General features: G+C 63.1%; 25 protein-coding genes and 1 tRNA gene. 10 read left to right on the top strand and 16 right to left on the bottom strand.

All coding sequences use genetic code 11. The features are described from left to right. Window positions 1-135: 135 nt before the first annotated feature. The gene (locus AC629_RS30825; protein ID WP_084808609.1) at window positions 136-351 is read right to left on the bottom strand and encodes a hypothetical protein; all 216 of its coding nucleotides are present in this window, start codon (window positions 349-351) and stop codon (window positions 136-138) included. 116 nt (window positions 352-467) lie between these two features. Then, on the bottom strand, window positions 468-941 hold the full coding sequence (locus tag AC629_RS30820; protein WP_084808608.1) for an acyltransferase family protein: 474 nt from the start codon (window positions 939-941) through the stop codon (window positions 468-470). 137 nt (window positions 942-1,078) lie between these two features. Here AC629_RS30820 and cysK point away from each other — a divergent pair, with 137 nt between their 5' ends. Further along, window positions 1,079-2,056 (top strand): cysteine synthase A, encoded by a 978-nt coding sequence (gene cysK, locus AC629_RS30815; protein WP_084808607.1) that lies wholly within the window; start codon window positions 1,079-1,081, stop codon window positions 2,054-2,056. A gap of 3 nt (window positions 2,057-2,059) precedes the next feature. Beyond that, window positions 2,060-2,299, top strand: coding sequence for a BrnA antitoxin family protein (locus AC629_RS30810; RefSeq protein WP_084808606.1), 240 nt, complete (start codon window positions 2,060-2,062; stop codon window positions 2,297-2,299). A gap of 189 nt (window positions 2,300-2,488) precedes the next feature. Here the strand turns inward: AC629_RS30810 and AC629_RS30805 are convergent, their stop codons facing one another. Together AC629_RS30805 and AC629_RS30800 are read right to left on the bottom strand one after the other, a co-directional pair. Further along, complete coding sequence (locus tag AC629_RS30805; RefSeq protein ID WP_084808605.1) at window positions 2,489-3,928, bottom strand: caspase family protein; 1,440 nt, start codon at window positions 3,926-3,928, stop codon at window positions 2,489-2,491. Window positions 3,929-4,128: 200 nt separating this feature from the next. Then, entirely contained in the window at window positions 4,129-5,004 is an 876-nt protein-coding gene (locus AC629_RS30800; RefSeq protein WP_084808604.1) for a DMT family transporter, read from the bottom strand. A gap of 150 nt (window positions 5,005-5,154) precedes the next feature. Between AC629_RS30800 and AC629_RS30795 the strand changes: the two genes are divergently transcribed. Beyond that, complete coding sequence (locus AC629_RS30795; RefSeq protein WP_084808603.1) at window positions 5,155-5,553, top strand: RidA family protein; 399 nt, start codon at window positions 5,155-5,157, stop codon at window positions 5,551-5,553. Between the two features lie 153 nt (window positions 5,554-5,706). On the opposite strand, the gene AC629_RS30790 is transcribed toward AC629_RS30795, so the two are convergent. The 3 genes from AC629_RS30790 to AC629_RS30780 form a co-directional block, all read right to left on the bottom strand. Next, window positions 5,707-6,252 (bottom strand): hypothetical protein, encoded by a 546-nt coding sequence (locus tag AC629_RS30790; protein WP_084808602.1) that lies wholly within the window; start codon window positions 6,250-6,252, stop codon window positions 5,707-5,709. After that, complete coding sequence (locus tag AC629_RS30785) at window positions 6,197-6,547, bottom strand: hypothetical protein (RefSeq protein WP_074123445.1); 351 nt, start codon at window positions 6,545-6,547, stop codon at window positions 6,197-6,199. The genes AC629_RS30790 and AC629_RS30785 overlap by 56 nt, the downstream gene beginning before the upstream one ends. Before the next feature lie 173 nt (window positions 6,548-6,720). Next, complete coding sequence (locus AC629_RS30780; RefSeq protein ID WP_084808601.1) at window positions 6,721-7,308, bottom strand: formyltransferase family protein; 588 nt, start codon at window positions 7,306-7,308, stop codon at window positions 6,721-6,723. Window positions 7,309-7,505: 197 nt separating this feature from the next. Between AC629_RS30780 and AC629_RS47170 the strand changes: the two genes are divergently transcribed. Together AC629_RS47170 and AC629_RS30775 are read left to right on the top strand one after the other, a co-directional pair. Continuing rightward, window positions 7,506-7,658: a hypothetical protein gene (locus AC629_RS47170; protein ID WP_168195615.1), complete on the top strand. Its 153-nt coding sequence runs from the start codon at window positions 7,506-7,508 to the stop codon at window positions 7,656-7,658. A 439-nt stretch (window positions 7,659-8,097) separates the two neighbouring features. After that, on the top strand, window positions 8,098-8,334 hold the full coding sequence (locus tag AC629_RS30775) for a hypothetical protein (RefSeq protein WP_084808610.1): 237 nt from the start codon (window positions 8,098-8,100) through the stop codon (window positions 8,332-8,334). A 5-nt stretch (window positions 8,335-8,339) separates the two neighbouring features. On the opposite strand, the gene AC629_RS30770 is transcribed toward AC629_RS30775, so the two are convergent. Further along, window positions 8,340-8,642 carry a hypothetical protein gene (locus AC629_RS30770; RefSeq protein WP_084808600.1) on the bottom strand — a complete coding sequence of 101 codons (303 nt, stop codon included), beginning with the start codon at window positions 8,640-8,642 and terminating at the stop codon, window positions 8,340-8,342. A gap of 220 nt (window positions 8,643-8,862) precedes the next feature. Between AC629_RS30770 and AC629_RS30765 the strand changes: the two genes are divergently transcribed. Continuing rightward, window positions 8,863-9,063 (top strand): hypothetical protein, encoded by a 201-nt coding sequence (locus AC629_RS30765; protein WP_245332048.1) that lies wholly within the window; start codon window positions 8,863-8,865, stop codon window positions 9,061-9,063. A gap of 8 nt (window positions 9,064-9,071) precedes the next feature. Here AC629_RS30765 and AC629_RS30760 read toward each other — a convergent pair whose 3' ends face one another. Next, window positions 9,072-11,120: an acetoacetate--CoA ligase gene (locus tag AC629_RS30760; RefSeq protein WP_084808598.1), complete on the bottom strand. Its 2,049-nt coding sequence runs from the start codon at window positions 11,118-11,120 to the stop codon at window positions 9,072-9,074. A 305-nt stretch (window positions 11,121-11,425) separates the two neighbouring features. Next, window positions 11,426-11,653, bottom strand: coding sequence for a hypothetical protein (locus AC629_RS30750; protein WP_084808596.1), 228 nt, complete (start codon window positions 11,651-11,653; stop codon window positions 11,426-11,428). 368 nt (window positions 11,654-12,021) lie between these two features. Between AC629_RS30750 and AC629_RS30745 the strand changes: the two genes are divergently transcribed. From AC629_RS30745 to AC629_RS50750, 3 genes are all read left to right on the top strand, one after another. Further along, window positions 12,022-13,107: an AI-2E family transporter gene (locus tag AC629_RS30745; protein WP_084808595.1), complete on the top strand. Its 1,086-nt coding sequence runs from the start codon at window positions 12,022-12,024 to the stop codon at window positions 13,105-13,107. 97 nt (window positions 13,108-13,204) lie between these two features. Then, the gene (locus AC629_RS30740; protein WP_084808594.1) at window positions 13,205-13,603 is read left to right on the top strand and encodes an NUDIX hydrolase; all 399 of its coding nucleotides are present in this window, start codon (window positions 13,205-13,207) and stop codon (window positions 13,601-13,603) included. 10 nt (window positions 13,604-13,613) lie between these two features. Next, window positions 13,614-13,823, top strand: a complete 210-nt coding sequence (locus AC629_RS50750) for a hypothetical protein (protein ID WP_210419130.1) — start codon at window positions 13,614-13,616, stop codon at window positions 13,821-13,823. A gap of 287 nt (window positions 13,824-14,110) precedes the next feature. Here AC629_RS50750 and AC629_RS30730 read toward each other — a convergent pair whose 3' ends face one another. The 4 genes from AC629_RS30730 to AC629_RS49110 all read right to left on the bottom strand — a co-directional run bounded on the left by AC629_RS30730 (window position 14,111) and on the right by AC629_RS49110 (window position 16,068). Beyond that, a complete protein-coding gene (locus AC629_RS30730; protein ID WP_349531256.1) occupies window positions 14,111-14,359 on the bottom strand; it encodes a hypothetical protein in 249 nt (82 codons plus the stop codon). A 291-nt stretch (window positions 14,360-14,650) separates the two neighbouring features. Continuing rightward, window positions 14,651-15,058: a hypothetical protein gene (locus AC629_RS30725; RefSeq protein ID WP_084808593.1), complete on the bottom strand. Its 408-nt coding sequence runs from the start codon at window positions 15,056-15,058 to the stop codon at window positions 14,651-14,653. A 527-nt stretch (window positions 15,059-15,585) separates the two neighbouring features. Beyond that, window positions 15,586-15,732 (bottom strand): hypothetical protein, encoded by a 147-nt coding sequence (locus AC629_RS47165; protein WP_168195614.1) that lies wholly within the window; start codon window positions 15,730-15,732, stop codon window positions 15,586-15,588. Between the two features lie 126 nt (window positions 15,733-15,858). Next, window positions 15,859-16,068, bottom strand: coding sequence for a PRC-barrel domain-containing protein (locus tag AC629_RS49110; protein ID WP_084808592.1), 210 nt, complete (start codon window positions 16,066-16,068; stop codon window positions 15,859-15,861). Window positions 16,069-16,604: 536 nt separating this feature from the next. Here AC629_RS49110 and AC629_RS30715 point away from each other — a divergent pair. After that, window positions 16,605-16,784, top strand: coding sequence for an addiction module antidote protein (locus AC629_RS30715; RefSeq protein ID WP_245332047.1), 180 nt, complete (start codon window positions 16,605-16,607; stop codon window positions 16,782-16,784). 153 nt (window positions 16,785-16,937) lie between these two features. On the opposite strand, the gene AC629_RS30710 is transcribed toward AC629_RS30715, so the two are convergent. After that, window positions 16,938-17,013: transfer RNA gene (locus tag AC629_RS30710), tRNA-Lys, on the bottom strand. A gap of 328 nt (window positions 17,014-17,341) precedes the next feature. Next, a complete protein-coding gene (locus AC629_RS30705) occupies window positions 17,342-20,014 on the bottom strand; it encodes a glycosyltransferase (RefSeq protein WP_084808591.1) in 2,673 nt (890 codons plus the stop codon). Window positions 20,015-20,319: the final 305 nt, after the last annotated feature.

Below are 20,319 nucleotides of genomic sequence, written 5' to 3'. Positions count from 1 at the left end.
CGCGCGGAAGTTTCGAAGAATTCTATCAGCGGACGCGTGAGGACTGGGCGAGGGGCGACATCGCCCCGCGCTAGGTCAGAGGATGATCCGAAAAAGTGTGAAGCGGTTTTCCGACAAGATCATGCTCAAACAAGGTCAATTGCAAACGATCCGCTTGACGGCGTGCTTGGTCACAAAGCCATAACCGCAGGTGTCGCAGGTCCAGAGATAGCTGATCATGTGGTCCGAGACGTACGCGGATGCTTCGGCCGCGACCATGGAGTCGGCGCAGACAGGACAGGTGGGCAACTCGCTGCAACGCGGTTCGGGGCGGTGCGCGACGGTCGACAACACTTCAGCAATTGCTGACATCGTGGTGACCTTCCTGCTTTGAGACCTAAGTCTAACATAAGCAGAATCAGTTGACGAGGTCGCGACACAAGAGCGTTGGCTTTTCTAAACTCTCCGTCATCCCTTCCATCTTTCGGCTATCGCAGCGCAAACATTTCGTGTGCGTTGCGATATTCAGTGCCCCACTTCACGCTAATGTGCGGTGCTCTGCCGGCTGAGACCGGGCTCGAGAACGACCGGAGTCCTGCGATCTGAGCGGAGTTTGAGGAGATCCAGGGTTTCTCGACGAGGGAATGTGTCATCCAACTGACACAAATCGACGCCGTCACAATCCCGGTGACGAAGGCAAGCCATCGCAATGGCCTGTCGCCCAACCAGACGTAACGATGGATCCAGACCATCACGAACGGCGACATCAGGTAGGTCGAATAGCTGATGACGCCGACGAACGCGATCGGGCGCCAGGCCGTCGTCTCACCGAACGCGGCGAACACGATAAAGACGACGGCCGCGCAGACATAGGCCGATCCAATCGAATAGCTGTAGAAGAAGTCCTCCGCGTAGACTCCGCCATAGCACCGATCGTCCAGCGTGATCGCGAAGATCCGCATGGCGACAGCTCACGCAATTTTGCGATACAGCGAATTCAGCGTTTGCCGCATTGTCGCTTGCGTGTCGCCGCAAGCTGCCCGTAACTGCGTGAAGCGCTGCGACAGAAGCGCAAAATTGTCGTCACAGGGAGTTCATCATGGACGCATCGTCCACCGCGGGTGCAGCGCACCAACCCGGCCGCGGCCGGGTCTATGACTCGATCGTCGAGGCTTTTGGCGACACGCCGATCGTGCGTTTGCGCAGGTTGCCGGGCATGCACGGGGTGAACGCGACCATTTTGGCAAAACTCGAGTATTTCAATCCGGCCGCGAGCGTGAAGGATCGTATCGGCGCCGCCATGGTCATCGCCATGGAGAAGGCGGGCATCATCAATCCTGACACCGTGCTGATCGAGCCGACGTCCGGCAACACCGGCATCGCGCTCGCCTTCGTCGCCGCCTCGCGCGGCTACCGGCTCAAGCTGGTGATGCCGGAGTCGATGTCGATCGAGCGGCGCAAGATGCTTGCCTTCCTCGGCGCAGAGCTCGTGCTGACCCCGGCCGCGCAAGGCATGAAGGGCGCGATCGCGACGGCGGAGGAGCTCTTGAAGACGACGCCGAACTCGGTGATGCCGCAGCAGTTCAAGAACCTCGCCAATCCCGAGGTGCACCGCCGCACCACAGCGGAGGAGATCTGGAACGACACCGCCGGCAACATCGATTTCTTCGTCGCCGGCGTCGGTACCGGTGGCACCATCACCGGCGTCGGCCAGGTGCTCAAGCCGCGCAAGGCGTCGCTGCGTGTGGTGGCGGTCGAGCCGGAAGAAAGTCCGGTGCTCTCGGGCGGCCAGCACACGCCGCACAAGATCCAGGGCATCGGCGCTGGTTTCGTGCCCGACATTCTCGACCGCTCGGTGATCGACGAGATCGTGAAGATCAATTCGACGACGGCGATCGAGACCTCGCGCGCGCTGGCGCGGCATGAAGGCATTCCGGGCGGCATTTCCTCAGGCGCTGCGATCGCCGCGGCGCTCCAGATCGGCAAGCGGCCGGAAGCTGCGGGAAAGACCATTCTGGCGGTGGTACCGTCCTTCTCCGAGCGCTATCTTTCGACGGCTCTTTTTGAGGGAATCTAGGACATGGCGGATCAACCGAGGCGGCCACGCACATTGGGCGACGCGCGGACCGAGGCGGAGGCAGCGTTCAAGAAGGTGACTGCCAAGGTCGCCGCGGCGCCGCCGAAGCAGAATGTGGCGCCGGGGATCAGGGAGCAGGTCACGCTGCGCATCGACCAGGACGTGCTGGAGTTCTTCCAGGAGGGCGGCCCAGGCTGGCAGGACCGCATCAACGAGGCGCTCCGCAAGGCGGCGGGGAAGTAACATCTCAACGTGCCCGGCGCCGGCTCATCCTGCGGAGCTTATGTAGCAAGCGTCGTGATGGATGCTCGCCACGCTGCGAGCCAGGCCTCCATGGTTCGAGACGGCGCTTGCGCGCCTCCTCACCATGAGAAGCACCAACGAAAAAGCCCGGCGTGAGCCGGGCTTTTACTTTGAGACTGGTTTCGCGTCTCAGCGGCGGAACATGCCGCCCATCATGCCACCGACGACGCCTCCCACGAAGGCTGCGCCGGCGGCATCGCCGGGGCTGCTGCTGCGGGGAGCCGGTGCTGGTGCCGGTGCGCTGCTTGGGGCGCTGCTGGCACGCCGGGCCGGCTTCGGGCTATCGCCGCTTGCGGTCGGCGTGGTGGTGGCGACGATCTCGGAGAGCAGGGCCTTGTGCTGGAGCTTGTTGAGGTAGCCCGTCGACGGATAGCCGCGGGCAGCCTGCCAGCGCTTGAGAACCGAGCGGGTCTCATCGCTGAACGCGCCGGTCATCTTGGTGTCGAAGCCGAGCCCGGTCAGGCGGCGCTGCACGTCGCGGCGCTGTGCCTTATCGAGGCCGATCTGGTCCTCGGTGAGCTGGGTCGCATCTTCGGTGAAGGTCGCGGGATCAACGCTGCCGTTGAGGTTGCGGGTCGCTGTCGACGGGCCGCTCTTGATCGCGGCAAGTCGCGCCAGCGCAAGCGCCTTGAACTGGCCGTTCGGATAGGCCGACAGATAGGCGTTGAGCTCTTCCGGCTTGTTGGACTCCTTGACCGAGCGCCAGTATTCGAGCTCGACCCCGTCCGAATTGCCGCCGGTCATCGCCTGCACGCTGCCAGCCGCGGTCGGCGCCGCGTTGGCAACCTGCTGCGTCTGCTGGGACGGATTGAGGTAAACGGCGCCGATCAGGTTGGTATGGCCCCAGGGCAGCTGGCCCTTGTGGGTCTCTTCGTTGACCTGGGCGCGAACCGACGTCATGGCCTGCTGAATCTCGACACCGGGCTTGGTGATGTTGTCGATCAGCGCGCGGGTGAACGGGCTGTTGTTGCCTTCCTGGCCGTCGAGCGCGGTCTGGCCCGGGCCGGTGGCGAACGCGATCAGCGTGCCTTCGCCGGACTTCATCTCGGCAAGTCCGCTCTGCACGTTGACGCTGCGGGTCGCGGAGTTCGACTTGATCTTGGCGGCGAACGGATTGTCGCGACAGGCATCGAGGAAGACGAGCTTGACCTTGGCGTCGCCCATGGTTTGCTCGAGCGTCAGGTCGATGTTGATGGCAGCACCGAGCTTGACGTCCATCTCCGACTTGATGTCGGCGTCGACAGGCAGGAGATAGTTGCTGCCGCTGACGGCGATGCCGTGACCGGCGTAATAGAACACTGCGACATCGGAGCCCTGCGCCTTGCGGCCGAAGTCCAGGAGCTTTTCCGTCATCTGGTCGCGGGTGAGATTGGACCCTTCGATCACGTCGAAGCCGACATTGCGCAGCGTCGCCGCCATCGCCCTGGCGTCGATCGGCGGGTTCGGCAATTGCGCGACGTTCTTGTAGGTGCCGTTGCCGACGACGAAAGCAACACGGCGGTCCGCCTTCGCGACGCTGATCGATAGTGCCATGCACATCAGCGAAGCGAGCAGGGTGAGATAGCGCATCTGAAATCCCCAACAGAATCGAATTGCAGGCAGCAACAAATTGGGAACGAACTTACACGACACGCCCGGTTTCGCACTAGCAAAACGACTGTTCGCCCAACCCATCGCTGTGCGGTCGAATGTGCACGATGGAATGCCCCTCCAACGTGATCCAAATCACGCTCGACCACTTTGTTTTGTCGCGCGAGACGGCGCGTGGTTCACTGCGCGCGGGCGGGGACCGGCGACGCCGGCTTCAGATTCAGGAGGTTGCCGAACAGGATCAGCGCCGCGCCGAGCACGGTCCAGGTGTCGAGCCGCTCGGAATAGAGCAGCCAGCCGGCGGTCGCGGTCAGCGGGACCCGCAGGAAGTCCATGGGAACGACGATCGTCGCATCCGCATAGCGCATCGCGCTGGCGAGGCAGTAGTGCGAAAATGTGCCGCAGACGGCGATCACGCCCATCCAGGCCCAGGCATAGGCTGACGGCCAGGTCCAGACGAACAGCGTCGGCACGAAGCCTGCGACAGATTGTACCACCAGCATCCAGAACAGGATCGAGAGCGCGCTTTCGGTGCGGGTCAACGATTTGACCAGCGCCATCGACACGCCAAATCCCATGGCGGCCCCGAGCGCGATGAGTTGGCCGGGATTGATCTCGCCGGTGGCGGGACGGACGATCACGATCACGCCAACGAGCCCTAGCACGATGGCGGCGATCTTCCACGCCGTCATGCGCTCGGACAGGAAGCTAGCCGCCAGGATCGCGGTCCAGATCGGCATGGTGAACTCGATCGCCACCACCTGGCCGATCGGAATCAGCGTCAGCGCGAAGAACCAGCCGAGTTGGGCGACGTAGTGCACGAGATTCCGCCCGATGTGCTGAGGCAGGCGCGAGGTCTTGAGCACCTTGAAGCCGCCGGCGCGGTAGATGATCGGCGAGAGCAGCAAGAACCCTGCCAGCGAACGCACTTCCATAATTTGGAATACATTGAGCTCGCGCGTGGTCTCGCGTCCGGCCACCGCCATGACCAGCATCAGCGCCAGCCAGCCGGCCATCCACAGTGCGGCCATCGTTTTCGACGGTGTCGTGTTCATCGGGGGCGAACGGGGAGAAAGGATCCTGAGGGAGGGCCGGTATCGGCGACATCGCCACCGTTTGCAACGGCCAAATCTGCGGGTGCAGCGATGCACGGCGGCGTGCTAAGGCTTGGGCGAACAACGACAAGAAAAGGGAGAGCTTCGCTCATGCGTATCTTGCAGCCAGCCGAATGGAAAAAACCGCGCGGCTTTTCACACGGCGTTGCGGTGGACGGGCCGGGCCGCTGGGTGGTGCTGGCCGGGCAGACCGGCGGTGACGAGACGGGCAATTACGCGCCCGACATGGCGGCTCAGGTCGCAACCGCGCTGAAGCGGATCATCAAGCTCTTGAGCGAAGCTGGCGCTGGCCCCGAGCATATCGTCCGCGTGACCTGGTATCTGACCAGCCGCAGCGAGTATGAGGCCGCAGGCGCCGGCATCGGCGCGGCCTGGAAAGAGACGCTGGGGCGCAATTTTCCGCCCTCGACGCTGCTCTACATCGGCGGTCTGGTGGACGACCGGGCCAAGGTCGAGATCGAGGTGACGGCGTTCGTACCCGGCGCATAAAAAAGCGACCCGGCGCGGGCGCCGGGTCGATTGTCCCGAGTAAGGTCTGCGTTAGAGCGTTTTCGAGCGAAGTGGATACCGGTTCGCATAAAGAAAACGCGTCAAAACAAGAATCTAGAGCTCCGTTCCGATTCAATCGGAACGGAAATGGCTCTAGCGCGTCATCGTGATGTTGGCGCCGCGGAACTGGCTGTCCGCCCGCATCGTGACGGTCTGCTTGTTGCCGCTCGTCCTCAGCGCGATGTTGGCGTTGAAGCCCGCGGCCGAGACGACGACCTCGAAGTTTCCGCCGCCGCCGCGACCCTGGAGCGAGCCGCTGATGTTGCGGCTGGCCTCGGACCAGTTGCCGGTGATCGAGTTGCCTTCCGCCCTGACGTTGGCGCCGAGGTGGAACTTGTAGGCGTCGCTGGCGCAGGTCAGCGACATCTCCATGGTCGGTCCGATCGGGGCGTATTTGGCCCGGCAGCGGATCCGCTCGGTCGAGCCATCATCGAGGGTGACGACGCCGCCACCGCTCCAGCTGCCGGCCATCGGCGCGAACGGGCCGGACTGGGCCTTGCTCTCAGAGTTGGCGGTCCCCGCCGCAAACAAAACGGCGGCCGCGATCAGCAGCCGCCGGTTTCGGGCGCGAGCCTCAGTTGGTCTATTGGCGCGATGCTTCCCACCGCCCGCTGCACGGTATGCCTGCTGATGCTCCATTCCACTTCCCCGATCCGGCGTTGCCGTTGAGTTGACCGTTGGCATATGCACCATTGATCGAAACTTTCACAAGTCCCTCACGGCCGATGGTGCCGGAAACGTTAGCGCCGGGCGCGGTGATCTTGCCGTCGGCAACCGTCAGCATGGAGCTTGCGGTGGGCTCGCAGGAGCCGGTCTTGGTGACAATGGTGACGTGCCAGTTGCCGTCATAGGGGCTCTGGGCAAAGGCGGGAGCGGCGAGGGTGCCGGCGAAAACTGAAGCGGCACAGAACGCCGCGATGCGACCAAAACGCATGAATTCCGTCCTTGAATGTGTCTGAGATACTGACGCTTATTCGGACGAAATGTGACAGAAATTTGATGCAACGCCAAAGCGCAAATTGTTCCTGTTGAAACAATGGTTTATTTGCATTTTTGATTCCGATTTTCGAAGCAGAATCAACGCCGCTTGACGTTAAGGGTAAACGTTCAGGAGAGACTCGGCGCCAAGGTAGCGAACTGCTCGTCCTGCACCTTGGCGGGCAGCGCCTTGTGGACCCTGGCGTAATCGATCACGTCGGCCAGCAGCTTGAGCCCGAGCGGGGCAAGCGCGCGCTCCCATAGCTCCCGGGCGGTCTCGCCCTTCTTGACGAAGCACCAGTCCTGGGCGGCGATGGCGCCGGCATCCATGCGATCGGCGAGATGGTAGATCGTGCCGCCGGCGACCGGATCGCCTTCCTTGATGGTCCATTCCACGGCGGCCTTGCCGCGGTGACGCGGCAGCAGCGAGGGGTGATAGCCGATCCCGCCCAGTTTGGCGGCCGCCAGCGCGTCCTTGCTGATCCGGGCGTGGCTGTGGGCAGTGATGATCAGATCGGTATCGGGGGCGATCTCCGAGGCCACCACCAGCTTCGGATTGGCCTGGACCACCACCTCGATACCGGCCGCCTTGGCGGTCGCGGCGAGGCGATCCGCACCATCGGCCACCACGACCCGCACGACCGGGACGCCGTGCTCCCGGAGCATGTTCAGGGTGGTGACGCCGAAATGGCGGGAGCCGACAAGGGTGATGCGCATGGGTGTCCGATCTGTCTCGCAACTGCGTCATCCCCCGATAACACGTCCGGACGTCCTGTCACCATCCGTGGGGCATTTGCGACCGTTATCAACAATGCGTAGCGCGTGGGCGGATCGAACCTGGGCTCGCCTCGTGGCGTCCAACACCCCGTCCAAGGCGGGGGAATGCCATGGCGAGATGGTCAAGATTGATGCTGATGAGCGGGATTACATCGGTGGTGCTGATCTATCAGATGATGAGCGCGACCGAGGCCCCCAGCCAAGCGCTCGCCATCCTCCAATATGCGCTGCTGGCCTGTTCACTGATCGGGCTCGTCGGCTCGGTCGTGATGTATGCGCAGGAGCGTTGAAGCGTTGAAGTCCGCGATTGCGCATGCTGGCCCCTACAGGCGTACTACCGCTACAGCGCCTGCCGCAGTCTACCGCGCAAATAATTCTGCGCTACGGACGAGCGTTGCCGCACGGCCACGGTTGCGTAGCAATTGGCTATCTGCCTCTTCCTGTGGTTCATTTGTAACAAAAGGATTGCGTTGTTTGCCGTTAAAATGGAGCACACCGGGGCTGGTGAAATTTCAATCCCGATCCATTTTCGAACCCGGCTTTGGCCGCTGGCATGATCGCCAGCGGCCTTTTCATGCCGCGCATCACGAAATCATCAAACGGTAACGCGTTCTCAACCAGCGTGTCGTATCGACGAATCCGTCGCGGATTTGTATTGCGTACCGCGACACCAAAAATGTCCCGCCGGCGTGGGTGCGCCGCGCGGGCTTTTTTGCCGGGACCGATTTCATGCCTTACGCGATTGAGCAGATCGTCGACGCCTATGTGCGACTGAAGAACCGACGCGGCCTCGACGAGCTGATGATGCACAGGCAGCGGCTCGCGGTCGATCTGAAGAGCAGGTCCGGCTATGATTTCAGCCTGCCGATCGGCCAGATCGACGAGGAGATCGCGATCATCGAGGCGGGCCTCAGCCGGCTGAAGTCCGGCAATTCCACCGTATCAGGTACAAACCGGCCGCTCTGACGCGCTCAGTCGCGCCGGCCGCCGTCGATGACCGTGAACAGCGGCCGCGCCTGGGTCGGCTCGACCAGCAGCTCTTCCACGAGTGCGGTTGCCGCGTCGACATATTTGCGCGTCGGCCTATCGAGCTCACGTTTCGCCTCGTCGTCGAGCGCGACCTTTGCGGCCTCGACCAGCTTGCGCATGCGTGCCGCATGGTCGTCGCCCGCCGTCAGCGTCGCGCGCGCCAGCGAGCGCAGCACGAACAGCTCGCCCTCGAGGCGGAGCAGACGGTCGTTGAGCCTGGTGAGGACGGCGTTGAGGTCGGCCATGGCTGATGTTCGTAGCGGAGGATCCCGTCTGATCTAGCGGCGATCGGTGAAGGGAGTCCAAATGCCATTGGCGCAATTGGGGCGATCTCCGGCGCTCTTCGACGCCGCTGATGCCGTCGATGTGACAGAGCGTGACGTCGCGGATACATCGTCCCGGCATAGTTCCCGCACCATATCGTAGCCCGGGTGGACGACTGGAGCCCGTTCGATGCGGTCTGTCATGGTCTTTTTTCTTCTGATTGCGGCATGCGCCTCGGCTGCCGCAGCGCCGGCGCATCATGCCCGCCCGCGCCATCATGTCGTCGTCCACCCGGCCGAAGACGCGCCCGTGCCGCCCGGCTGGTACAAATTTCCCGGCTATCCGCCGATCCCGCCATCGGAGAACAGGAATCTCGATCCCTCCAATTTCGGCGGCGGCTGATCGGGTCTTCAGGCCGCGGTTCTGGCGATATAGTCGCGTGCGAAGGCGAGATACCAGTCTAGGCAGGCGGGATTGGCCATCGCCTCCTTGTTGATGACCTTCTCGACGGGCTGGCCGAGCAGCAGCTTCTTGATCGGCAGTTCCTGCTTCTTGCCCGAGAGCGTGCGCGGGATCTCGGCGACGGCGAATATCTCGTTCGGCAGGAATCGGCGGGAGAGACCGGCTTCGATCGCCTTGTTGATCTTGGCCTGCATCGGGCCGTCGAACGCCACGCCTTCGCGCAGCACCACGAACAGCGGCATGTAGCTGTCGCGGCCGAGATATTCGAGGTCAACGACGAGGGAGTCGAGCACCTCTGGCAGGGCCTCGATGGCGGAATAGAGTTCGCTCGTGCCCATGCGCAGGCCGTGCCGGTTGATGGTGGCATCGCTGCGGCCATAGATGATGCAGGAGCCGTCCGGATTGACCTTGAGCCAATCGCCGTGCCGCCACACCGGCCCGCGGCCGCTGCCGTCGAAATTGTCTGGATAGGTCTCGAAATAGCTGGAGCGATAACGCACATCGCCCTTGTCGTTCCAGAAGTAGAGCGGCATCGAAGGCATCGGCTCGGTGCAGACGAGCTCGCCGACCTCGTCAATGACGGCGCGGCCCTGTTCGCTGAAGGCTTCGACGGCCGCACCGAGCAGGCGGCATTGCATCGCGCCCGGCGTCTGCGGCAGTTCGCGATTGCCGCCGATGAAGGCGCCGGCGAAATCGGTGCCGCCGGAGATGTTCGCCCACCAGATGTCGGCCTGCGCCTTGCTGCCGTTCGTCTTCGACAGCGCCGCGAAGCGTTCGTTGAACCAGGCCTGCGTGTCGGCGCTGAGCGGCGAGCCGGTTGAGCCGAGGCAACGCAGTCGCGACAGATCGCCGGCTGCGGTGAGATCAATTTCGGCCTTCGCACAGTTGGCGAAGTACGCTGCGCCTGCGCCGAAGAAGGTCGATTTCGACTGCGCCACGAAGCGCCACAGGGTGCTCCAGTCCGGCTTGTCCTTTGCGCCGCCGGGGCTGCCGTCGAAAATGCAGCAGGTGGTGCCGCTGAGGAGGCCGCCGACCTGCGAATTCCACATGATCCAGCCGGTCGAGCTGTACCAATGATAGCGCTCGCCGAAGGAATTCTCGTGGTAGGAGCAGCCGATGTCGTTGTGGAGGCCGAGCAGCGCCAGCACCACGATGACGATGCCGCCATGGCCATGCACGATCGGCTTCGGCAGGCCGGTGGTGCCGCTGGAATAGACGATCCAGAGCGGATGATCGAACGGCAGCCACATCGGCTCGAACGCGTCGATCCCCGCGCCCGTCCGTGCGAGAATATCGCAGAGCAGGGCGTCCGGCGCCGCCGCCGCGCCAGCTTCGCTGTGCAGGATGACATGCTCCACCGTCGGCAGCGATCGTCGGAGCTCGGCGACAACGTCGCGCCGGTCGTGCCGCCGGCCGGCATAGGTGACGGCGTTGCAGGCGATCAGCACCTTCGGCTCGATCTGCTTGAAGCGGTCGATCACGGCGGGGGCGGCCATGTCGGGCGCACAGACGCTCCAGACCGCGCCGATGCTGGCGGCCGCCAGGAAGGCGATGATGGTCTCGGGGATATTGGGCAGATAGGCCGCGACGCGGTCGCCGGGCTTGATGCCCTTGTCCTTCAGATGCAGCGCGAGGGCAGCCGCCTTGCGCCTGAGCTCCGGCCAGCTCGTCTCGTCGAGCTTGCCGTCCTCGCCGCTGCTGACGATCGCGGGCAGGCCCGCGGCATCGGCCGCATCGACATGCCGGAATACCTGCCGGGCATAGTTCACCTGCGCACCGGGAAACCAGACCGCACCGGGCATGTTGCGCTCGGTGATAACAGCCGCAAACGGCGTCGGCGATTGCAGATCGTAATAGTCCCAGATGCTGCGCCAGAAGCCGTCGAGATCACGCACCGACCATTGCCGCATCTCCTCGTAGCTCGAGAAGGAAAGGCCGCGCTGTGCAGCGAGCCAATTGCGATAGAGGGCGATCTGGGGGGCGAAGGGAGCGGTCATTGCGTGTCGGATTCAGTTGCGGGGAAGGGGAGTGTAGCGGGTGTCGCCGCGCAGCAGAAGCTCCACTTCCTCATCCCGAGGAGCGCAGAAAGCGCGCCTCGGGGCCCAGACGATTTGGAGGTACGCCGGCGCTACAACGACTACGACGCTGCTCTAGAGGGGCACGCTGAGCTGGTTGGGCTCGCCAAGAGTATGAGTAGGCTGCGATGACCGGGCTCATACGCCGCCGCGCGAGAATTCGGCTCGGAACGCGCAGCGACACTCCACGCGATCTGTCCGTCCCCTGATGCTGAGCTTCGCTCAGCCTACCACTGCACGCCAGCCCAGCGGCGGCCGAATACGGGCGGCTTGGTCTTCACCGCTTGCCAGCCGAAGAAGTGATGCTTGCCGGACCAGGTGTGCACCGTGCCGCTGCAAATGCTGCACTTGAAGCTGCCGGAGTGCGCTTCGCTGTGCTCCTCCCTGGTCGCGGTGTAGTCCATGCCGCAACCCGCGCAGGTGAATTCTTCGGTCGTCCAGATGCTGTTGGCCATTGCACGCAACTGTTCTTGAAGACTGGTCTCGGGGACTTGGCGACAATCGTAGAAGGGGGGATTTGCAGCCGCGTAAACCGGCCCAGGGAAATCCGGTTAACGGCTGTTAGCCAAATCCGGTTCCGGCGGCGGGCAAGTGCAAGAGCGGAGCCTGTCAGTTCACGCCAGGCCGGCGTCGCCGCAGGATTAGTCGCCGGTCCGCTCACCCCGCATGTCCCGCTCCGATGCGTTCCTGATCTCGACGGCGTGCGCACCGTGGGCGAGGGAAGCGGGCGCGAGACCCGCTCGTCTTGACGGCGGGGGCGGGGCTGGCAATAACGCTGGGCCGTGCAAGTGCCGGAACCCGCGTCGATGCCGCAAGGAAGGTCGTGCCCGTGAAAAGCCTCCGTCAGCTCCTGACGGGCGAGGACATCATCCAGCTCGTGATCCGGCTCGGCCTGCTCGCCCTGCTGATCATCTGGAGCTTGCTGATCATCCGTCCGTTCGTGCCGATCCTGGCCTGGAGCGGTGTGCTCGCGGTCGCGTTCTACCCGGCTTTCAGCTGGGTGGCCAAAATCCTCGGCGGCCGGCCCAAGACCGCGGCGGCGATCCTCACCCTGATCACGCTTGGCATCGTGATTGGCCCGGCGACATGGCTCGGCATCAGCGCCGTCGATGGCGTGCGCGAACTGGCGCGCCAGCTCGGCACCGGTGATCTCGCGCTCCAGTCGGCGCCGGAGCAGCTCAAGTCGTGGCCACTCGTCGGCCCGTGGCTCTTTGAGCTCTGGGACCAGGCCTACAACAACATCCGCGCGGTGCTCCGCGAGGTGACGCCTTATCTCCAGCCGCTGGCGGGACCACTGTTGTCGCTCGCGGGCGACGCCGGTGTCGGGACGCTCCAGTTCCTGGTCTCGGTGTTCGTGGCCGGCTTCCTGTTTCCGCATGGGCCAAGGTTCGTTGCGGCCGGCCGCCGCTTCTTGTCTCGCATCGTGCCCGAGCAGAGCGAGCATTTCCTGGCGCTTGCGGGTGCGACTATTCGCGCCGTGGCACAAGGCGTGATCGGCGTCGCGATCGTGCAGGCACTGCTGGCCGGCATCGGGTTCAAGCTGGCCGCCGTGCCGAGCGCCGGCCTGCTCGCCTTCATCGTGCTGCTGCTCTCGATCGTTCAGATCGGCGCCTTCCTCGTGCTGCTGCCGGTGATCATCTGGATCTGGACCGCCAAGGACGTCACCACGGCGTTGCTGCTCACCGTGTTTCTCGTTGTTGTCGGCTTCATCGACACCATGTTGAAGCCGCTCGTGATGGGGCGCGGCCTCACCACGCCGACCATCGTGATCTTCGTCGGCGTGATCGGCGGCACGCTCGCCCACGGCATCGTCGGCCTATTCATCGGGCCGATCATCCTGTCAGTGGCCTGGGAGATGATGATGGCCTGGATCAGGACGGAGGATCAGGCGGAGGCGGGGAAGAGCTGAGCTCGTGCAAGGCTGTGATCTGGGTTCCGCTGGAACTTGTCTATGCAGCTAGACAAGTTACGATAGGCGAGATTCTGTTTTCGAGCCTACGAAAGTAATGGCGAAGTCTTCCAAGCTGGTTGCAGCCAAGCGCGGCAAGGTATTGTTGGTCAGACGGCGATCGGACGGCCTGTGGATGTTCCCAGGCGGCCGCAAGCGCGCGCGCGAGACAGACAAGGCCTGCCTGCGGCGGGAGATCAAGGAGGAGCTGCCCAAGCTGAAGCTTGGCCGGATCAGCCTCTGGAAGGAAGTGACGGCCAGGAACAAGCGCTCAGGCCGCAAGATGAGCGACGCGATCTTCATCGCGAAATACGCCAAGGGCAGGCTCGCGATCGGCGACAAGAACGAGATAGACCGCGCCGCCTGGCAGAAGCCGCGCGGCATCCGCCTGACTCCGACCTCGCGCTACATCCGCGATCGCCTGTTTCCGAGGAGGAAGCCACGGCGCAAGGCGTGAAAGATCAGGTTTGATCGTCAATCAGCTGGTTCTGCCGCTATTGCTTGGCTACGAGCGCGGCCAGGCAATGGTTGAGGTAGTCGGTGCGATCTCTGGGGAGCACCTTGTCCAAATCCGCCTTCAGAGCGCATTCGCGCTGTCGCAGCTGCTCGGCCCGGCGCTTTTCAGCGGCTACCCGGAATTCGGGGGCGACCTTGTTGGGGTCAACCAGCGCCTGTGACCAAGCGGGGGGGCGTGGCAAACAATGCAATGGCCACAATGCAAATGACCTGTTTCAAAATAAGCCTCCATAGAAGGCCATCCTAGCGCGAGGCATCCAAATCCTCAAACAGGCCAACGGTATTCCCCTTGCGAGCAGAATCGTTCGCTTGCCGCAATGCATGTGAACCAGTTCACATGCGATCGACGAGTTCGCTGCTACGACGGCGTATTGCTTGACCAATTCATATTTTGAACGAAACGCCCCAGTGCCGCATCAGGCGCGCTGGGGTTTTTCGTGTCGAGCCACTATTCCGATCGGCCCGCTGTGCGCCTGCGACCTTCAAACGATCGCGACGGTGCAGCGGGCGCATCCGGCACGAGGAGCCTCGCCATTTCGGCCTCGCGCAGCTCCTTGCGGACCTTCCGCGCATTGCGCATCGCGCGCTTGATGAAGGGATGCAGCGAGTCCTCGGCGAAGAACAGCACCACTTCGCAGCTTGGACATTGCCGGGAATAGCCGTCCTGCAACCGCCCAGCGCGATCGCGAAAACGCATTCTTGCATCGCGTGCACTGGATCTGGACGAAACTCATGTGTGCACAACAATGACTTTGTGGAATGGATCGTCAGGTGATCCCAAATGTCCGAAGAAAGATTGAATGCATTCGCAAGTCGAAGGACTTTAGCCCTCCGAACGACGAGAGCGCGTGATGGAGATCTCGCGCCCGAGCCCGGCCTTAGCCGTCACGCGAAGAGCCGTTAGAGGCGACGCCTTCAATATCGGACAATCTGTCAACGCGAACGTTTGCATCGAGTGCTTGCATGGCCGTTGCGACGATCACAGCGGCTAACGCGTCCGCAGCCGGGGGAGCTTACGAAGCTTGCCGGGATCGAGTGCTGGCGCCGGCGCCGTTGGCTTTGGGACGAGCTCCTCCTCTTCGCAGAGAATGAGAATTCCATCGAGCAATATTCCCGGGACATCTTCAGCCGTCGCGGCATATCGGCCGATCTTGCCGGCACACGTTCCCTCGATTGCGAGTTTCGAGTGGTCGGCGCCGAAGACAGTTGCATGGCCGGGCGTGTGTCGCTTGGTGTAAACCACAGCGGTAAATCGCTCGCCGTCAATGTGGCAAGTGCCGCTATAATTCATAATGCTGTCGCAGCCCCAGATTTTGTCGCCCGCAACGTGAGCGATGCCGGTGCCTTGACCCAGGGGCGTCGTGAACCATGCCCGATAGGTGCCGTCTTTCAGCATGTGGAGTGGCTCCTCAGCGGCGTTGCGAGAACGGGGAAGTCTGAGGCCAACACTGTTAAGGACTGGTGCATTTCTGGGACCGCGCAAGCGGCCGGCGGATAAGTGGAAGCGATGAAGGCCGCAGGGTGCAGCGTCGCTCTCTGTCCATGCCTAGCTTTTGGTGCATGGACGAGTGGTGACGTGACCGGCCCGCCGGTTCACGCCGGCGGGCTCGTTACGTTCTGAGGGCATCAACCGCGTGGGCGACGAGAACGCCAACGCTGAGTACGATCAGGCAAACAATCGCCGCTTGAAATAACATCGGAGTAAATTCCGTGGGTCAGGGTGGGCTGTTATAAGCCCTCACATTTCGCCAGCATTTGGCCACTCCGGAGGCGCTTCGGTGTTCGACTCGTTACAAGTATGCAAGGTTCATTGACCCCGCACGACGACCGTCTCCACTCTTCAAAGCGGTGCGAGAATCTGCCAGATGATCAACAGCACCACGATCACAAGCACGGCGTAGATGGTCCTGCGGCCGATACGGTTCATTCTAGAACCTCATATTCGAATGCCACGCCTTCCGGATCGTTCTCCTCGAACCATGTCTCTGCGGCATCCTCGCTGGCGAACACCTTGATGTGGTCCTTATCGCCGACCTGCTTTGCGGTGTTGACGTAAACGAAGACGGTCATTGGTCCCTCCTCAGGTTTCGCGGACCCCATGCATCTCTTTTCGCTTCGGCTTGAACTCGCGAACGTGGTGGCGCCGCTAAGGCGGGCGCAGGGGACGACAGGCCATCGGTCGGGCTGCGCTACGTGTTACCCCTGCAGTAGCTTGATGGTTGAGACCGGCCACTTCCCAAGATGGCCAGCGATGGAGAGCCGCAACCCGTGCTCTTCGTCCAAAATGAGTTGCTCAACGGTCCCCGCCTTACCGTCAGTAAGCACGACAGCCTTACCGATTAATTCCGCCTCAGCTTGGTGATATTGCCGCAGAATTGCAGAGGCGCGTTCTTGTGCCCGGGGCATAGCCTCAATCCTGCTTCCAGCGAGCGCGCGCAATTTGAAAACTGCTGGAAATGAATAGGGTTCCCGCCGGGAGGGACCTGCGGGCTTCCTGAGCGACAAACTGCGGTTTCGGCATTACCTTGGAGGGTGCAAATCGCCTAGAAGCCAGCGGCCAAGAGCCTTGGAGTGCATGGTATCCTCGTGCGCGGCAAGGATCGTAAGCACGTGATTGCAGACAGCGCATTGAAACGTGTTCAGGTCGGCGCCTGTGCGTTCTGGCTCGATGCTGACCAGCATCATCCGGGCTTTGCACCTCGGACAGGCGGGGCGCTCAAATGCAACTGGTGGAATGGCCGACGACGGAGGTTGAGGGATGGTGCTCATCACCCGCACTCGGGTTCTTGGCCTGCCCCCGCATTACGACTCAAACGCACAACGTGCCCTAAAGGTCCAAAATAGCGACGTGAAGCGCCCCGGCGGTTAAATCGCTGCCGCGCTGGAAGATGGCGACCCCGAAGAAATCCGCGACGCACTGAGCATTGTTGCGCGTGCGCGGCATGACTGAAATGGCGGAGGCCGCAGGCATCACGCGCGAAGCGCTGTACAAGGCGCTGGGCGAGAAAGGCAACCCGGAGTTCAGCACGGTTCTGGCCATCATGCGCGCCATGGGCATGAAGCTGACGGCCAGCATCGCCGCCAAGAAACGTCCGCCACGCAAACGCGCGAAGGCAGCGTGACGAATGAAGAACCCGCCTAGTTGGCGGGTTTTTTGTTGCGCGCTAGGCGGCGTCAGAAGGGCACATCGCGCCAACGGATACCCAAAGGGATACCCGCGCCAAAAACGGGGCACTTGCCCGCTTCTAAAAACCGTTTATTTTCATGGCGTTGTGTGGTGAGCGCGCTGGGGCTCGAACCCAGGACCCCGTGATTAAAAGTCACGTGCTCTACCGGCTGAGCTACGCGCTCCCATGGCCGCTGATGGCTTTGCGATCGATCCGCCATCGTCGTCGGTCATTCGAGAAGCATGTCTTGCCGCAACGTTTGACTTGGCGTTGCGGGGAAAACCGGCTGTTTCCGGATCATGCTGTTAGCCCGCGCTGTGTAGGTGGATGGGGCGTTGAGGTCAATAGCCGGGGTGGCTGCGAGGACTCGTGGCACGAACGGGGATTGGTCCGCTGCTTCCGTCGTTTAGGCCGAAAGTTTCAACCTGATTAGCCGGCGCCATCCACGCCTAACTGCGAGGATAGCTCGCCGGCGCGGAGTTATCACCCGCGCCGTGAGGCGGTCCGTCCCGTCAGTTCGCCTCGCGACGGACCTCGTTCGGCACTGCCGGCTGCGGCGTGCCGGCGGGCGTCGGCAGGGCGACCGGGCGCAGGCCGATCAGCTCGGCGGTGCGGATCGCGCTGTCGCGCCAAAACTGGAACGAGTTGATGCGGCTGAGCTCGAGGATGGCGATCGCCACCGCGGCGAGGAACGGCAGGCTTTGCAGCACCAGCACGCCGGCAAAGACGTAGATCTCGGTGATCTGCCGGTAACTGTTGGAGGCGACCAGCACGCCGGCGCCGACCAGGAGCAGGGTGCCGATCACAGCCTCCCAGAACGCCTGGAACTCGATCGACATCCGCGACAGGCCGCCCTTGGAGGTGCGCGCGAACGCAATGTGCTCGGTGATCAGTCCCTGCGCGACTGCGCGCGACACCGTCCACTGCACGCTCATCGCGGCGATCATGGCGCCCAGCATCTGGCCGGGCTTTATCGCAACGCGGGCGCGGTACATCGACAGGAAGTGCGCCAGCGAGACGATGAAGGCGCCGATGATCGGCAGCGTCAGGATCTTGTCGGGGATGGCGATGTCGGCGAAGGCGACGATCGGCACCCAGACGAGGTTGAGCAGCGCCACGACCACGCCGAGGCTTTCGGCGCCGAGCCAGTTCAGCCAGCCCAAACCGTATTCGCGCTTCTGGTCGGGCGTCAGCCGGCTCCGGCCGGGGAGGAAGTGCCGCCAGTGCTTCTTCACGATCTGGAGGCCGCCATAGGCCCAGCGGTGACGCTGCTTCTTGAAGGCCTCGTAGGTGTCGGGGAGCAGGCCCTGGCCGTAGCGGTGGTTGGTGTAGTGCGTGACCCAGCCGAGCTCCTGGATCGCAAGGCCAAGATCGGAGTCCTCACAGATCGTATCGGACGACCAGCCGCCGGCCATGTCCATCGCGGCGCGGCGGATCAGGCACATCGTGCCGTGCACGATGATGGCGTTGGCCTCGTTGCGCTGGACCATGCCGATGTCGAAGAAGCCGGCATATTCGCCGTTCATGATGTAGTGCATGATCGACAGGTCGCCGTCGCGATGCTCCTGCGGCGCCTGCACGAGGCCGACGCGCGGGTCGGCGAAGGCGGGCACGAGGTCCTTCAGCCAGTCGGGATCGACGACATAATCGGCATCGAGGATGCCGATAATCTCGGCGTCGACAGCGGTGCGGTCCATCGCGATGCGCAGCGCGCCGGCCTTGAAGCCCTGCACCTTCTCGGCGTTGATGAACTTGAAGCGCTCACCGAGCGCGCGGCAATGGTCCTGGATCGGCTGCCAGAAGGCGGGATCCGGCGTGTTGTTGATGATGACCACGCATTCGTAGTTCGGATAGTTCAACCGCGACAGTGCATCGAGCGTCTGCTTGAGCATCTCGACCGGCTCGAAATAGGCGGGGATGTGGATCGAGACCTTCGGGTAGTAATTCTCGGGAACGTTCTCGACCTGCTTGCCCTTGGAGAGCAGCCGCTGCGGCGGCCGGCCGAACGCCACCGCCGCGATCTCGTCGATGCGGGCCATCGCGATGAGGACGAGGGGAACAAGCAGGATCATGCCGAGCGTCAGCGCGAAGGCCGAGCCGAAGACGAAATAGTGCCCGTTCCAGAAAGCGAACACGGTTGCGGCCCAGGCACCGACGCCGTTGGCGACCGCCGACAGCAAGAAGGCCTGCTTGGCGGTCGGCTGTTGCAACCGCAGGATCGGCAGGGACAGGAGGACGCCGACCAGGAGCGCGATCGTCATCAGCTTCCAGTAATCAGGATTTTCCACCGGGCCGGTCCAGGCGAATTTCGGCTCGCGGCTGGCGTTGAGGATGCCCCAGTACGGACCGACGCCGCCCTCGAAGAACTTCCAGGGCTGATCGATCGCCTCGACGATGTTGTATTCCATGCCGATGGCTTCGGCGCGGCTGACGAAATTGCGCAAGGTCAGCGCCTGCTGGAACGGACCGGGGTCGGCGTTGCGCAGGTTATAGCCTGCGCTCGGCCAGCCGAACTCGGCGATCACGATGCGCTTGCCGGGGAACAGATTGCGCAGGAGGTTGTAGCGGTCGACGGCCTGGTCGACCGCCTGGTCCGAGCGGAAGTTTTCCCAGTAGGGGAGCACGTGGGCGGCGATGAAGTCGACGTTGGAGGCAAGCTCGGGATTGTCGCGCCAGATGTTCCAGATCTCGCCGGTGGTGACGGGAACGCGAACCGCGCTCCGCACCCGCTTGATCATCTCGATGAGGTCTTCGACCTTCTGCTCGCCGCGGTAGATCACCTCGTTGCCGACGACGACGCCGATCACGTTGCTGTTCTTGCGGGCGAGCTCGATCGCGGCCTTGATCTCGCGCTCGTTGCGGTCCTTGTCTTTGTCGATCCAGGCGCCGACGGTGACCTTGAGGCCGAACTCGGCGGCGATCGGCGGCACCAGTTCCACGCCACCGGTGGACGAATAGAGGCGGATCGCGCGCGTCATCGTCGACAGCGTCTTCATGTCGGCGCGGATTTTCTCGACCGTCGGGATGTTGTCGATGTCGGGGTGTGCCGATCCCTCGAACGGCGCGTAGGAGACGCTGGGCAACAAGCCTCTGAAGTCCGGCGCGGGTTCCTGGTCGCGCAAGACTCCCCAGATGCCCGCGTGGAGTACGGACACGAGCAACAGAACGGCGGCGACAACGCGCATCGCGGCTAAACCAAACGGGGCTGAGGTGGCAGGGAAGCGGATCCGACCCCGAGATCCGACCAAGTCCGCGGCAAATGGAGCATATCTCCGCCGCGCGGTTTCACAACTGTCATGCCCTCATGTCGTTATGAGGGCACGGCCTTTTCGGAATGCGCGGCAGTGCCAACCGCTTCCATGGCCGATCGTTCCTGAACGGAGGCTGAAACGATCGCGGCTATTTCTGGGGCGCCTGCGTCGGGCTTGCCGCAGGCGAGGGGCTCGCGGCCGGCTGCGGCTGCGCATTGCCGGCGGCCGGCGCCGCCGGC

This window comes from Bradyrhizobium sp. NAS80.1 (assembly GCF_001908205.1).
In the GTDB taxonomy this organism is placed as follows: Bacteria; Pseudomonadota; Alphaproteobacteria; order Rhizobiales; family Xanthobacteraceae; genus Bradyrhizobium.
This window is presented reverse-complemented; position numbering and strand designations above follow the sequence as displayed.

Coding starts and splice junctions, on each gene's coding strand:
- AC629_RS30825 (WP_084808609.1), bottom strand. CDS start 351: ATGTCAGCAATTGCTGAAGTGTTGTCGACCGTCGCGCACCGCCCCGAA.
- AC629_RS30820 (WP_084808608.1), bottom strand. CDS start 941: ATGCGGATCTTCGCGATCACGCTGGACGATCGGTGCTATGGCGGAGTC.
- cysK (WP_084808607.1), top strand. CDS start 1,079: ATGGACGCATCGTCCACCGCGGGTGCAGCGCACCAACCCGGCCGCGGC.
- AC629_RS30810 (WP_084808606.1), top strand. CDS start 2,060: ATGGCGGATCAACCGAGGCGGCCACGCACATTGGGCGACGCGCGGACC.
- AC629_RS30805 (WP_084808605.1), bottom strand. CDS start 3,928: ATGCGCTATCTCACCCTGCTCGCTTCGCTGATGTGCATGGCACTATCG.
- AC629_RS30800 (WP_084808604.1), bottom strand. CDS start 5,004: ATGAACACGACACCGTCGAAAACGATGGCCGCACTGTGGATGGCCGGC.
- AC629_RS30795 (WP_084808603.1), top strand. CDS start 5,155: ATGCGTATCTTGCAGCCAGCCGAATGGAAAAAACCGCGCGGCTTTTCA.
- AC629_RS30790 (WP_084808602.1), bottom strand. CDS start 6,252: ATGGAGCATCAGCAGGCATACCGTGCAGCGGGCGGTGGGAAGCATCGC.
- AC629_RS30785 (WP_074123445.1), bottom strand. CDS start 6,547: ATGCGTTTTGGTCGCATCGCGGCGTTCTGTGCCGCTTCAGTTTTCGCC.
- AC629_RS30780 (WP_084808601.1), bottom strand. CDS start 7,308: ATGCGCATCACCCTTGTCGGCTCCCGCCATTTCGGCGTCACCACCCTG.
- AC629_RS47170 (WP_168195615.1), top strand. CDS start 7,506: ATGAGCGGGATTACATCGGTGGTGCTGATCTATCAGATGATGAGCGCG.
- AC629_RS30775 (WP_084808610.1), top strand. CDS start 8,098: ATGCCTTACGCGATTGAGCAGATCGTCGACGCCTATGTGCGACTGAAG.
- AC629_RS30770 (WP_084808600.1), bottom strand. CDS start 8,642: ATGGCCGACCTCAACGCCGTCCTCACCAGGCTCAACGACCGTCTGCTC.
- AC629_RS30765 (WP_245332048.1), top strand. CDS start 8,863: ATGGTCTTTTTTCTTCTGATTGCGGCATGCGCCTCGGCTGCCGCAGCG.
- AC629_RS30760 (WP_084808598.1), bottom strand. CDS start 11,120: ATGACCGCTCCCTTCGCCCCCCAGATCGCCCTCTATCGCAATTGGCTC.
- AC629_RS30750 (WP_084808596.1), bottom strand. CDS start 11,653: ATGGCCAACAGCATCTGGACGACCGAAGAATTCACCTGCGCGGGTTGC.
- AC629_RS30740 (WP_084808594.1), top strand. CDS start 13,205: ATGGCGAAGTCTTCCAAGCTGGTTGCAGCCAAGCGCGGCAAGGTATTG.
- AC629_RS30730 (WP_349531256.1), bottom strand. CDS start 14,359: ATGCGTTTTCGCGATCGCGCTGGGCGGTTGCAGGACGGCTATTCCCGG.
- AC629_RS30725 (WP_084808593.1), bottom strand. CDS start 15,058: ATGCTGAAAGACGGCACCTATCGGGCATGGTTCACGACGCCCCTGGGT.
- AC629_RS47165 (WP_168195614.1), bottom strand. CDS start 15,732: ATGACCGTCTTCGTTTACGTCAACACCGCAAAGCAGGTCGGCGATAAG.
- AC629_RS49110 (WP_084808592.1), bottom strand. CDS start 16,068: ATGCCCCGGGCACAAGAACGCGCCTCTGCAATTCTGCGGCAATATCAC.
- AC629_RS30715 (WP_245332047.1), top strand. CDS start 16,605: ATGACTGAAATGGCGGAGGCCGCAGGCATCACGCGCGAAGCGCTGTAC.
- AC629_RS30705 (WP_084808591.1), bottom strand. CDS start 20,014: ATGCGCGTTGTCGCCGCCGTTCTGTTGCTCGTGTCCGTACTCCACGCG.